The sequence below is a fragment of the Rhizohabitans arisaemae genome, assembly GCF_025996515.1.
Classification (GTDB): domain Bacteria; phylum Actinomycetota; class Actinomycetes; order Streptosporangiales; family Streptosporangiaceae; genus Rhizohabitans; species Rhizohabitans arisaemae.
The window spans coordinates 850,127-862,551 of the sequence record NZ_BLRH01000034.1; the positions used below are offsets into that span (position 1 = coordinate 850,127).

General features: G+C 71.5%; 13 protein-coding genes. All 13 read left to right on the forward strand.

Annotation, left to right across the window (positions count from 1 at the left end):
- Window positions 1–9 precede the first annotated feature (9 nt).
- Genes RUR_RS19425 through RUR_RS19485 form a run of 13 tightly spaced genes read left to right on the forward strand, consistent with a single transcriptional unit; the run spans window position 10 to window position 12,418 of the window.
- Window positions 10–1,005: a zinc-dependent alcohol dehydrogenase gene (locus tag RUR_RS19425; RefSeq protein WP_283136506.1), complete on the forward strand. Its 996-nt coding sequence runs from the start codon at window positions 10–12 to the stop codon at window positions 1,003–1,005.
- 34 nt (window positions 1,006–1,039) lie between these two features.
- Window positions 1,040–1,825 carry an SDR family NAD(P)-dependent oxidoreductase gene (locus RUR_RS19430; RefSeq protein ID WP_283136507.1) on the forward strand — a complete coding sequence of 262 codons (786 nt, stop codon included), beginning with the start codon at window positions 1,040–1,042 and terminating at the stop codon, window positions 1,823–1,825.
- A gap of 11 nt (window positions 1,826–1,836) precedes the next feature.
- A complete protein-coding gene (locus RUR_RS19435) occupies window positions 1,837–3,090 on the forward strand; it encodes an ABC transporter substrate-binding protein (RefSeq protein WP_283136508.1) in 1,254 nt (417 codons plus the stop codon).
- A gap of 5 nt (window positions 3,091–3,095) precedes the next feature.
- Complete coding sequence (locus tag RUR_RS19440) at window positions 3,096–4,004, forward strand: carbohydrate ABC transporter permease (RefSeq protein WP_283136509.1); 909 nt, start codon at window positions 3,096–3,098, stop codon at window positions 4,002–4,004.
- Window positions 3,994–4,854, forward strand: a complete 861-nt coding sequence (locus RUR_RS19445; protein WP_283136510.1) for a carbohydrate ABC transporter permease — start codon at window positions 3,994–3,996, stop codon at window positions 4,852–4,854. Before RUR_RS19440 ends, RUR_RS19445 begins: the two co-directional genes overlap by 11 nt.
- An 8-nt stretch (window positions 4,855–4,862) precedes the next feature.
- The gene (locus RUR_RS19450) at window positions 4,863–5,531 is read left to right on the forward strand and encodes a hypothetical protein (RefSeq protein ID WP_283136511.1); all 669 of its coding nucleotides are present in this window, start codon (window positions 4,863–4,865) and stop codon (window positions 5,529–5,531) included.
- Complete coding sequence (locus RUR_RS19455) at window positions 5,528–6,328, forward strand: mycofactocin-coupled SDR family oxidoreductase (protein ID WP_283136512.1); 801 nt, start codon at window positions 5,528–5,530, stop codon at window positions 6,326–6,328. Before RUR_RS19450 ends, RUR_RS19455 begins: the two co-directional genes overlap by 4 nt.
- Window positions 6,325–8,463, forward strand: coding sequence for a beta-galactosidase (locus RUR_RS19460; RefSeq protein WP_283136513.1), 2,139 nt, complete (start codon window positions 6,325–6,327; stop codon window positions 8,461–8,463). Before RUR_RS19455 ends, RUR_RS19460 begins: the two co-directional genes overlap by 4 nt.
- A complete protein-coding gene (locus RUR_RS19465) occupies window positions 8,460–9,251 on the forward strand; it encodes an SDR family NAD(P)-dependent oxidoreductase (RefSeq protein WP_283136514.1) in 792 nt (263 codons plus the stop codon). The genes RUR_RS19460 and RUR_RS19465 overlap by 4 nt, the downstream gene beginning before the upstream one ends.
- 14 nt (window positions 9,252–9,265) lie before the next feature.
- Window positions 9,266–10,153, forward strand: a complete 888-nt coding sequence (locus tag RUR_RS19470) for an SMP-30/gluconolactonase/LRE family protein (protein WP_283136515.1) — start codon at window positions 9,266–9,268, stop codon at window positions 10,151–10,153.
- Window positions 10,154–10,159: 6 nt separating this feature from the next.
- Window positions 10,160–11,008 carry a sugar phosphate isomerase/epimerase family protein gene (locus tag RUR_RS19475; protein ID WP_283136516.1) on the forward strand — a complete coding sequence of 283 codons (849 nt, stop codon included), beginning with the start codon at window positions 10,160–10,162 and terminating at the stop codon, window positions 11,006–11,008.
- Window position 11,009: 1 nt separating this feature from the next.
- Window positions 11,010–11,678 carry a GntR family transcriptional regulator gene (locus tag RUR_RS19480; RefSeq protein ID WP_283136517.1) on the forward strand — a complete coding sequence of 223 codons (669 nt, stop codon included), beginning with the start codon at window positions 11,010–11,012 and terminating at the stop codon, window positions 11,676–11,678.
- Window positions 11,675–12,418, forward strand: a complete 744-nt coding sequence (locus tag RUR_RS19485) for an SDR family NAD(P)-dependent oxidoreductase (RefSeq protein ID WP_283136518.1) — start codon at window positions 11,675–11,677, stop codon at window positions 12,416–12,418. Before RUR_RS19480 ends, RUR_RS19485 begins: the two co-directional genes overlap by 4 nt.
- Window positions 12,419–12,425: the final 7 nt, after the last annotated feature.

Here is a 12,425-nt window from a genome sequence, read left to right on the forward strand (position 1 = left end):
GGGGAACCCATGAGGGCACTGGCCAAACTGGACGTCGGCCCGGGGCAGGTCGGGCTCGTCGAGCGCCCGACCCCCTCCCCCGGCCCGGGACAGGTCCTCGTCGAGGTGCACGGCACCGGAGTGTGCGGGACCGACCTGCACATCCAGGCGGGCGAGTACCCGGCCGAACCGCCGGTCACGATGGGGCACGAGGTCACCGGGCTCGTCGTGGACATCGGGCCCGGCGCGGACCCCGCATGGCGCGGGCGGCGCGTCGTCACCGAGACCTACTACTCGACCTGCGGCATATGCGACCGATGCCGGGACGGACGGCCGAACCTGTGTGCCGCCCGCCGGTCCATCGGCTCGCACGCCGACGGCGGCTTCGCCCCCCTCCTCGTGCTGCCGGAAAGGAACCTGCACGCGGTTCCCGAGAAGGTCGGCACCCACGCCGCCGCCCTCGCCGAGCCGCTGGCCTGCGTGTGCAACTGCCTGCTCGACCCGCCGGTCGTCCAGCCGGGCGACCGCGTGGTCGTCACCGGGCCCGGCGCCGTCGGCCTGCTGGCCGCCCAGGTCGCCCGCGCCCAGGGGGGCTCCGTCCTGGTGTGCGGGTTGCCGCAGGACTCCGAGCGGCTGGCGGTGGCCGAGCGGCTCGGATTCGCGGTCACCGACGGCATGCCCGAGGAAGGGACGGCCGACGTCGTCGTGGAGTGCTCCGGCAGCGCGGGCGGCGCGGCCCTGTGCCTGCGCACCGTACGGCGCGGCGGCCGCTTCGTGCAGGTCGGCGTGTTCGGCGGCGCCGTCACGGTGCCGCTGAACCACCTCGTCTACGGCGAACTCGTCATCACCTCGGGATTCGCCTCCACCCCCGCCTCCTGGCGGCACGCCATGAGGCTGATCGCCTCCGAGTCCGTCGACCTTGAGTCCCTGCTCACCGGCGTCGCACCGCTCTCCGCCTGGCAGGACGTGTTCGCGGATCTGCGCGCCGGACGCGGACTCAAGATCGTGATTGATCCACGCCTTTGACCGGGCGCCTCTTAACCCCGCAGGAGGAGACCACATGTTCGACCTGACCGGAAGGCGTGCCGCCGTCACCGGAGCCGCCGGCGGGATCGGCCGGGAGATCGCCCTGGCCCTCGCCCGTGCCGGAGCCGACGTCGCCGTACTCGACATCGACTCCGGTGGCGCGGAGGCCACCGCCGGGGTGATCCGCGCGACCGGCCGCCGCTCGATCCCGTTCCCCGGCGACACCGCGGACGCCCGTGACGTCGAGGCGTTCGCCCAGGCGATCGACGACGCCTGGCAGGGCGTCGACATCTGGGTCAACAACGCCGGGCGGCTGCTCGTCCGGCCCTTCCTCGACATGAGTGAGCAGGAGTGGCACGGGCTGCTCGGCACCAACCTGCACGGCTACTTCCACGGCTGCCAGGCCGCCGCGCGGCGGATGACGGCCCAGGGCCACGGCCGCATCATCAACGTGTCCTCGGTGACCAGGCAGCAGCCGGTCAGCGAGCTGACCGCGTACGTCACCGGGAAGGCCGCGGTCGTCGGCCTCACCATGTCACTCGCCCTGGAGCTGGGCCCGACCGGTGTGACCGTCAACGCGATCGCGCCGGGGGCGACCCGCACCGGCCTCACCGCCGGCGCCTACACGCCGGAGGTTCGCGGCCTGTACGAGAACCGCATCGCGCTGGGCCGGATCGCCCAGCCGGCGGACGTCGCGGGGAGCGCGGTGTTCCTCGCCTCCGACGAGGCCGCCTACATCACCGGCCACGAACTGCTTGTCGACGGCGGGCTGCTGCTGAACGGCAACGTCGGATTCGCACGATCCGCTTCCGCGGAATGAAGGAGTACACCGTGAACGCACTGTCGCGCCGCCGCTTCCTGCAGGGTGCCGGCGGACTGCTGGCGCTGGGGATGACGGGCGGGCTTACGGCCTGTGGCGGCGGAGGAACATCGGGCGCCGAGGTGCGCAAGACCACCGCCTGGATCTACCGGCCCGAGTACCGCAAGGCCATCGACGCGCTGGTGGCGGAGTTCGCCAAGGCCCACCCCGGCATCGAGGTGGACATGGGCTACAAGCCGCTGGCGCAGTACCAGACGATGCTGAAGACCGCCCTGGTCGGCGGGGCCGCCCCGGACACCTTCGCCACCAACGGCGCCGCCGGGATCTGGGGGGACACCGGCGCCGACAACGACTACATCCTGCCGCTGACCGGGAAGATCCCGCTGGATGACCTGCACCCCTCGGTGGCCAAGGCCGTGCAGTACAAGGGGGAGGTCTACGGCGCCCCGGTCCAGATCTTCAAGATCGGCGTCTACTACCAGAAGCCGGTCTTCGAGAAGCACGGCGTGCGGCCGCCGACCACCTGGGACGAGCTGCTCTCGGTCAGCAAGACGCTGACGGAGAAGGGCGTGGCCGCCTGGTCGATGCCGGCCCAGGACATGATCATGCCGTACTTCTTCTACCACCTCGCGGTCAACTCGATCATGGGTGCCGGGGGATACGAGGAACTGGCGACCGGGAAGCGCAAGCTCACCGACGCCGATCTCCTCCCCGCCGCACAGCTCATGGTCGACATGTCCAAGTACTTCAACAAGGGCTACGAGGCGGTCGCCTACGCCGAGGGCAAGGCGCTGTTCGCCCAGGGCAAGACAGCGATGGTGATCGGCGGATCCAGCGACTACTCCGGGTATCTGGAGATCAATCCGCAGCTCAACGTCGGCTTCATGGGCTTTCCCACCCCCAAGGGCGGCGACCCCGCCGCCCTCAGCGGCCTCTCCATGGCCTACGTCGTCAACAAGAAGGCCGCGCGCAAAGACGACGCCGTGGCCTTCGCCTCCTGGCTGACGGGCGTCGAGGCCCAGAAGGTGGTCCTCGCCAATCTGGGGCTGCCCTCGCGCAAGGACGTCACCCCGGAGGGGGACGACCCGCGCAGCACGATGATGCGCAGCATCCTGCAGGTGGCCGCGACCCCCGCCTGGACGGACTTCCCCACCACGGGCGGCACCTCGACCGCCGCCTACAAGGACGGAGCCGGCATCTTCAGCGGGCGGCTGTCGCCGCGGCAGTTCGCGCAACTGCTCCAGGACACCATCAAACCGGAGTAACCATCTTGATCCGGCAAAAAAGCGCCTTCGCCTGGTTCCTTGCCCCGGCGCTCTTCCTCTACCTCGGCTTCCTCATCCTGCCGATGGTCGCATCCCTCCCGCTGTCGCTGTTCGACTGGAGCGGCGCCGGACCGATCCGCGACTTCCTGGGGCTGGACAACTTCGCGGCCGCGCTGCGGGACACGGCGTTCCTGGAGGCGGCGCTGCACAACGTGTGGCTGTTCGTCGCGCTGTTCCTCTTCACCAACACCGTCTCGCTCGGGCTGGCCCACCTGCTCGACCGCAGGTACGCGCTCCGCGACGTCTACCGCGCGATCATCTTCCTCCCCTACGTGCTGTCGACCATCGCGATCGGGTTCATCTGGCAGCTCATGCTGAGCCCCAGCATCGGGATCCTCAACCCGATGCTGGAGGCCGTCGGCCTGGGGTCGCTCACCCAGGTGTGGCTCGGCGACCCGCAGTTCGCGCTGTGGTGTGTCATCGCCGCGTTCGCCTGGCAGTGGAACGCCCTGAGCACGGTCATCTACCTGGCCGGCCTGCAGAACGTGCCGAAGGAGCTGCGCGAGGCCGCCGTCAGCGACGGCGCCGGGGCCTGGCAGGTCTTCCGGCACGTGACGGTGCCGGCCCTCGCCCCGTCCTTCAGCACCGTCAACGTGCTGCTCGTCATCGTCGCCTTCCGGGCCTTCGAGATCGCGTACGTGATCACCGGCCCGATCGGGGCACCGGACGGCGCGACCCTGCTGATGGGGGTCGACATCTACAGCAACGCCTTCGCCACCAGCTCCGCGGCCTCCTCCACGACCACCAGCATGAGCTACGCGATGGCCCAGGGGGTGCTGCTGTCGATCACCCTCGGCATCCTGGCGTTCGGCCTGCTCAGCTACTTCGGAAGGAGGGAGCGCAATGCCCGGTGACCCCACCGCCCGGGTACCGCCGCGCCGGCGCCTCCCCGCGCCGCGCTCCCTGCCCGGCCAGGCGCTCCTCGTCCTCGCCTGCGCGGTCGTCCTCGTGCCCTGCTACTTCCTGGTGCTCGGCGCGTTCAAGACGGTCCCCGAGTTCTTCTCCTCGCCGTTCTCCCCGCCCCAGTCGTGGGGGCTGGACAACTTCGTCGAGGCGTGGGACGAGGCCGATCTCACCACGGCCTTCCGCAACAGCGTGCTGATCACGGCGACCTCCGTCCTGCTCAGTACGGCGTGCGCCTGCCTGGCGGCCTACGCCATCGCCCGCATGACCCGCGGCGCGAACCTGCTCCAGACGCTGTTCGTGGCCGGGCTGGTGCTGCCCACCCAGCTGATCGTCATCGCCGCCTTCGTCGAGATGCGCTGGCTGGGTCTGATCGGCACCCCGTGGCCGGTGATCATCCTCTACGCCGTGTACGGCCTGCCGCTGGCCGTCCTGCTGCTCACCGGGTTCTTCCGCACCCTCCCGCCCCAGCTCCTGGAGGCGGCGGCGATCGACGGGGCGGGCGCGTGGCGGCAGTTCGCGCTCATCGCGCTCCCGCTGGCCCGGGTGCCGATCTTCACGGTCATCTTGCTGAACAGCGTCTGGACCTGGAACGACTTCTTCGTCCCCCTGGTCTTCGCCAACCACGAAAGCCTGCAGACCGTCCCGCTGGCCATCCTCAACTTCTACGGCGAGAACACCACCAACTACGGCCTGGTCTTCGCCGGGGTCACCATGTCGGCCATTCCGGTACTCGCCGTATACATCCTCATGACCAGGCAGTTCATCGGCGGCGTCGTCGCCGGCGCGATCAAAGGTTAGGAGACCCGATGACCACCCGAGGTGTGCACCTCACCCTCACCGCCCCCGCCGAGGGCGCGCGGGAGGAGTACGACGACTGGTTCACCGGACCTCACCTGGACGAGGTCCTCAAGGTCGACGGCGTCGTCTCGGCCCAGCGGTTCCGTTTCGTCCCCCAGCGCGACGGCGACACCCCGCTCCGCGCCGACCTCGCCGTCTACGAGCTGGACACCGCCGACATCCCCGGCGTGCACGCCCGGCTGGCTGCGCTGCCCGTGAACTCTGCGGTCGACCCGGCTCAGACGGTCTCCTGGACTTACGAGGAGATCGCCGAACGCCGTACCGACGGCGACGACCGGCCCGTCGCCAACCCTCACCTGTTCGTCGTCCTCACCGCCCCCGTCGCCGGGCAGGAGAGCGAATTCGACGAGTGGTACACCCACCGGCACCTGTCCGACGTGCTGAAACTGACCGACTACCGGTCCGCGCAGCGCTTCCGGCACGTGCCCGCCGGAGACGGGGATCCCCTGCGGCCCTATCTCGCGCTCTACGAGACCGACAGCACCGACGTCAGGGAGACGCAGCGCCGCCTGTCGGAGGTCGTGGCCACGCCGGCGATGCCGTTCACCCCGGCCATCGACCGCTCCCAGAGCATCGGCTGGTACTACCTCCCGGTCACCGAGCGGAGGACCTCGTGACCGGGGGCAGGCTCGCCGGGCGCGTGGCCCTGGTCACCGGGGCCGCACGCGGCCAGGGCAAGGCGCACGCCGTACGGCTGGCGCAGGAGGGCGCCGACATCATCGCGACCGACCTCGACGTGCCCGACCTGAGCGCCGAGGTCGAGTCCTGCGGCAGGCGCCTGGTGGCCCGCGCGGCCGACGTGCGCGAGGCGGAAGGGCTGCGCGCGGCCGTGGCCGACGGGGTCGCCGAGTTCGGCCGGCTCGACGTGGTGGTGGCCAACGCCGGCGTCGCCCAGGTCGCGCCGAGCCTGTCCCCCGAGGCCGAGGACGTCTGGCGGCTCGCGCTGGAGGTGAACCTCACCGGGGTCTGGAACACCTGCCGGGCCACCCTGCCGTACCTCATCGAGGGCGGCAGAGGAGGGTCGATGATCATCACCGGCTCGACGCAGGCCTACAAGTCGACCCCGGGGACCGCCGCCTACTCGGCCACCAAGACGGGTGTGCTCGGCCTGATGCGCGCCCTCGCCATCGAGTACGCCGAGCACATGATCAGGATCAACTCGGTGCACCCCACCACCGTGTGGACCCCGATGCTGGCGGAACTCTCACCGGACGGGATGAGCGAGGAGGAGCTGCGCGAGTTCTACCGCCCGGTGAACGGGCTGCCGGTGCCGTGGGTCGAGCCGGAGGACGTCAGCGCCGCCGTCGCGTTCCTCGCCTCCGACGACGCGCGATACATCACCGGGACCGCCCTGCCCGTGGACGCGGGGGCGCTGCTCGTCGGCGGGCGCGCCAAACGGGGAGGCGCGTCGTGAAGCTCTGCACGCAGTACTACCGGCCGCCCTTCCCCGAGACGCACCGCTGGCACGAGGACCTCGCGCGGATCAAGGAGACCGGCTTCGACGCCATCGTGCTCACCGCCTCCTGGGCGTGGCTGGAGCCGGAGCCGGGGACGTTCGACTTCACCGACTTCGACGCGTTGATCGAGGACGCGGGCCGGGCGGGACTCCAGGTGATCGTCAACACCTGGTCGGAGCTGCAGCCCGTCTGGATCCACCGCGAGGTGCCCGACGGGCACATGGTCGACCATCTCGGCCGGGCCGTCGTCTCCTCGCCACTCGCCTACGCCCAGTTCGGCATCATGCCCGGCGGCTGCACCGACCATCCGCGGGTGCGGGAGCTCGCGGGCCGGTTCCTCACCACCACCGCGGAACGCTACGCGGACACCGGGCACATCCTGCTCTGGGACTGCTGGAACGAGATCCGCTGGCTCACCCAGTCCGACGGCTACGTCTGCCACTGCGAGCACACCGTCGCGCGGTTCAGGGAATGGCTGGACAAACGGCACGGCGGCCTGGACGGGCTCAACGCCGCGTGGCACCGGCGCTACCGCACCTGGCAGGACGTGCAGCCGTCCAAGCTGCCCACCCGCACCTACAGCGACACCATGGCCTTCGGCGCGTTCCTCACCGACCGCGCCGCCGAGGACCTCGTCTTCCGCCGCGACGCCGTACGCGCCGGCGACCCCGCGCGTCCCGTCGTCGCGCACACCGCGTTCCCCTCGGCCTACTGCACGGGCGAGTTCTTCGAATACGAGCCCGCGCTCGCCCGGGGCAACGACTTCCACCTCGCCGACCAGGTCGACGGCTTCGGCTCCTCCTACTTCCCGGCGTGGATCCACACCGCGCCAATCGACTTCGCGGCCCGCCTGGAGGCCACCCGGAGTGCCGTGGGCGGCAAGCAGCTGTGGATCTCGGAGTTGCAGGGCGGTGCCGCCGGGCACGGCCTGCAGGCCATGAACCCCGTGCCGGGCCGCACGCAGGCCCGCTGGGTCTGGAACGGCGTCGCCCGCGGGGCGAAGGGCATCAGCTTCTGGTGCTGGCGGGACGAGGTCTTCGGCCGCGAGTCGGCCGGGTTCGGCATCGTCGGCGAGGACGGCCACCGCGACGAGCGGCTCGCCGAGCTCCGGCGCACGGCCGACCTGTTCGCCGCGCACGGCGACCTGCTCGACGCCTACCGGCCCGCCCAAGCGGCCGTCGGCATCGTGCTCGAACCCGGTACCTACCACCTGGACTGGGCGTCCACCCTCGGCGCCGGGCTCACCGCGAGCGCGAGCGACCCGTTCCAGGCCGGGCACAGCGTGCAGGGGTACCTGCGGGCGCTGGAACGGCTGCAGATCCCCTACGACGTGGTGGACCCGGAGCACGCGACCGACCTGTCGGCCTACCGGTTCCTGGTGCTGCCGTGGCCGCTGCTCGTCGACCCGGCGTTCGGCGCCCGGGTCGCCGACTGGGTGCGCGGCGGCGGAACGCTGCTGGTCGAGGCCGAGCTCGACGCCTTCGACGCCTCCGGGCTCTACCGCTATCAGGGCGAGCGCCCCTTCGCCGCGGCGCTCGGCATCGAGGGGGCGGGCAGGCGGAAGCTCACCGGGCGGCCCCTGCCGTACGAGATCGACGGGGTGCGGGGGGAACTGCCCGCGGCCACCTGGCTGGTCCCGCAGCGCGCCGACGGCGCGGAGGTGCTCGCGGGCGACGCCTCCGGGGCGATGGTCGTACGGAGGACTCTCGGGTCGGGGCACGTCGTCTCGGTCGGCACCTATCCGGGGCTCGCCTACTGGCAGGAGCGCCACGAGGGTTTCGAGGCCTTCCTCACGGCGTTGATCGGCGGTGCGGACGCGCTTCCTCCGCTGACCTGCGACCGCGGGAACGGCGAGGTGGTGCAGTGGCGGTTCGGGCCGGCGGGTGACGCGGCGCTGCTGTTCGTGGTCAACGAGGGCGACGCGGTGGACGCCGTCTTCGACGGGCCGGAGGACCTGCTGCCCCCGGACTGTGCGGGACGCGACCTCGCGACCGGGGCGGACCTCCCGGTCACCCGGGCCGGCGGCCGGCTCACCCTGCGCGTGCCGTTGTCCGCCGGCGGCTACCACGTGGTGGAGCTGAGGGCGGGATGAGCCGTTTCACCGGCAGGACCGCACTGGTCACCGGCGCGTCGCGCGGCCTCGGCCGCGTGGTCGCCCACGCGCTCGCCGCGGAGGGGGCCGCCGTAGGCGTGTTCGGGCGTTCCCGCGACCGGGTCGAGGAGACGGTCGCCGCGATCGAGCGTGAGGGCGGCCGTGCCCTCGCGCTCGTCGGCGACCTGCGCGTCGACGACGATGTACGGGACTGCGTCGCGCGGCTCGCCGAGGGGTTCGGGGGGCCGGACCTGCTCGCCCACACCGCCGGCGTGCTGCGTTTCGGGTCCCTCCCCGAGCTGGCCGAGGACGACTGGGACCTGCTGTTCGACACCAACGTCAAGAGCTGCTTCCGGCTCGCCCGGCACGTCGTCCCGGCCATGCGGGCGCGGGGCGGCGGCGCGATCGTCCACGTGTCCTCGGTCTTCGCGCAGGCGGCCAACCCGGGCGCCGCCGCGTACGCCGCCTCCAAGGCGGCGATGGACGCGCTCACGAAGATCATGGCACTCGACCACATCGGCGAGGGCATCCGGATCAACGGCGTCGCCCCCGGTTCGATGCGCACGCCGATGCTGGAGGCGACCGCCGCGGAGCAGTCGCCCGGCGACCCGGAGGCGATGCTCCGGGCCGTGGGCGCACTGCACCCTCTTGGGCGGCTGATCGAACCGGAGGAGGTCGCACGGCTCGTGCTGTACCTGCTCAGCGACGACGCCGCCTCGATCGTCGGCGAGACCTGCGTGATCGACGGCGGCCGGCTCGCGCAAATCGGCGTGGCCAAGCGCGTGTGACGGAGGAGGACAGGATGACATCAACGAAGATCGATGTGCTGGCGGACGGGCTGTACTTCCCCGAAGGGCCCCGCTGGCACGACGGGCGCCTGTACGTGTCGGACTTCTACGCGCACCAGGTGCTCGCGTTCACCCCGGACGGCGCGCGAACCGTCGTGTGCGAGGTCCCCGGCAGGCCCTCCGGGCTCGGGTTCGCGCCGGACGGCGATCTGCTGGTGGTCTCGATGACCGACCGGCGGCTGCTGCGTCTGCGCGACGGGACGCTCACCGAGGTCGCCGACCTCGGCGGGCACGCCCCCGCCGACTGCAACGACATGCACGTCGACGGCGCCGGCCGCGCCTACGTCGGCAACTTCGGCTCGGACCTCGCGACCGACCCGGTCCGGCCGACGTGCCTGCTCCGGGTGGACCCGGACGGCGCCGTCACCGTCGCCGCGGACGACCTCGTCTTCCCCAACGGCCTGGCCCGTACGCCGCAGGGCACCCTGCTGGTCGCCGAAACGTTCGGCTACCGCATCAGCGAGTTCGACGTGGCCCCGGACGGCGCTCTGGGCAACCGCCGGGTATGGGCGCGTTTCCGTGACGCGCCGGCACACGACCTGACCGAGATCCTCGCCGCGGGAGCGCTCGCGCCGGACGGCGTCTGCCTCGACGCCGAGGGGGCGCTCTGGGTGGCCGACGCGACAGGGGCGGGCGCTCACCGGGTTCTCCCGGGGGGAAAGATTGTCGATAGTGTGGATTTGGGTGATATGACGGCTTTTGCAGTCACACTCGGCGGCGAGGACGGCCGCACCCTCTACCTCTGCGCCGGGCCCCCGCTCGGCGCGGTCGACCCCGCCGCCGGGCGGCACGGGTCGGTGCTCTCCACGCGGGTGCGCGTGCCCGCCGCCACCACGAGATGAGGACATGTGAAACTCTCCTGCTGCGACCACAGCTTCCCGCTCCTCCCCCACGAGCACGTCTGCGAGCTGGTACGGACGCTCGGCTTCGACGCGATCAACATCGCGCTCTGGGGCGGGCACTCCCACATCCGCCCCGAGGAGGTGCGCACCGACGTGGCCGGCTGGGCGGCCCGGCTCGACGAGCGGATCCACGGGCGCGGGCTGGAGATCGCCGACCTGTTCCTGATCCCCGACCCGGACTACGCCGTCATGGCCGTGAACAACCCGGACGCCGGGCAGCGCGCACGCGGGCGTGAGCTGTTCGAGGAGATGCTCGGCTTCGCCGTACGGCTCCGGGCCGGCGGGATCACCCTCATCCCCGGACTCGACTTCGAGGGCGAACCGCACGAGCGGTCGCTGGAGCGCGCGGCCGAGGAGCTGGCCGCCCGGGTGGAGATCGCCGGGCAGGCGGGCGTACGGGTCTCGGTGGAGCCGCACATCGGCTCGGTGTCCGGCACCCCGGCCGACACGCTGCGGCTGCTTGAGCTCACCCCCGGGCTCGAGGTGACGCTCGACCACAGCCACTTCGCGATGCAGGGCTACGCCCAGGATGACCTGGACCCGGCGCTCGGCCGGGTGCGGCACGTGCATGCCCGCGGGGCGAAGCTCGGGCGGCTTCAGGTGGGGATGGCCGATAATGAGATCGACTTCGAGCGTATGGTCGACGTCCTGCGCGAGGCGGGCTACGACGGGCACCTGGCGACCGAGTATCTCTGGATCAACCAGGCGCAGTGCAACGAGTGCGACACACTGTCCGAGACGATCCTCATGCGCGACCGCCTGTCCGCTCGGCTGACGAACGCCGACGATTACTGAGGTGATTGTGGACCAAGACGCGAGCATGACCCAGGTTGTGGCCCGCCAGCTGCGCGAGGCCATCTTCGACGGCGTGCTTGAGCCGGGAGCCGCCATCCGCCAGGAGGCCATGGCACGCGAACTGGGCGTGAGCCGTATCCCCGTGCGCGAGGCGCTCCGCCACCTCGAAAGCGAAGGCCTGGTCACGATCCGCGCGAACAGCGGCGCGCGGGTCGCCGTCCTGGACTTCGACGAGTACGCGGAGATCTACAAGATCCGCGAGCGGCTGGAGCCGCTCGCCCTCGCCGAGAGCATCGGGCGCCTGACCGAGGAGCAGCGGGCCGAGGCCGCCCGGCTGGCCGCCGAGGTGGAGGCCTCCACCGGCGACCCGAAGGCGTGGCTCGACGCCGACCGCCGCTTCCATCTCGCCTGCTACGCCGGTGTCTCGACCCCACGGCTGCTCCGGATGATCGTCGACTTCTGGAACACCACGCAGCGCTACCGGCGCATACTGCTCGCCACCTTCAGCGACGAGGACTTCGCCACGGCGCACGTCGAACACCGCCTGATCCTGGACGCCCTGCGTACCGGGAACACCCGTGTCGGCGAGGACCTCATCCGCATGCACATCGAGCGCAGCCGGATGCGGCTCGCCAACCACCGCGAGCTCTTCGAACAGGGACACAAATGAACACCGGACTTGACGGCAGGGTCGCCGTGGTCACCGGCGCGGCCAGCGGCATCGGCGCCGCGACGGCACGGGCCCTGGCCGCCGAAGGCTGCCGCATCGTCGCCGCGGACCTCCGCGAGGAGACCGTGACCGCCCCCGCCGGCCACACCCCCGGGACGTGGGTCGCGGTCGGGGCCGACCTGTCCACCCCCGGCGGCGCGCAGCGGCTCGTCCAGGCCGCGGAGGAGAACTTCGGCAGACTCGACGTGCTCGTCGCCTGCGCCGGAGTCTACGAGACCGGCGGCGTCGACGACGTGGACGACGTCGTCTGGGACCGCGTCCACGGCGTGAACCTGCGCGGCACCTACCTGTGCGCGCGGGCCGCCATGAAGACCATGGCACGCGGAGGGTACGGGCGCATCGTGACCTTCAGCTCCATCGCCGCCCAGACCGGCGGCCTGGCGGCCGGGCCCGCCTACGTCGCCGCCAAAGCCGGCGTCCTCGGCCTGACCCGCTCCCTCGCGGGCGCCGCCGGCCCCCACGGCATCACCGTCAACTGCGTGTGCCCGGGCATCATCGAGACACCGATGACCGCGGCCATCGACGAGGAGACCAAACGCGCCACCGCGGCCCGCACCCCGATGCGCCGCAACGGGACGCCCGAAGACGTGGCCGCCGTCGTGGTCATGCTCGCCTCGACAGGGGCCGGGTTCGTGACCGGGGCCCACATCGACGTCAACGGCGGCCTGCACATGACCTGACCTGGAC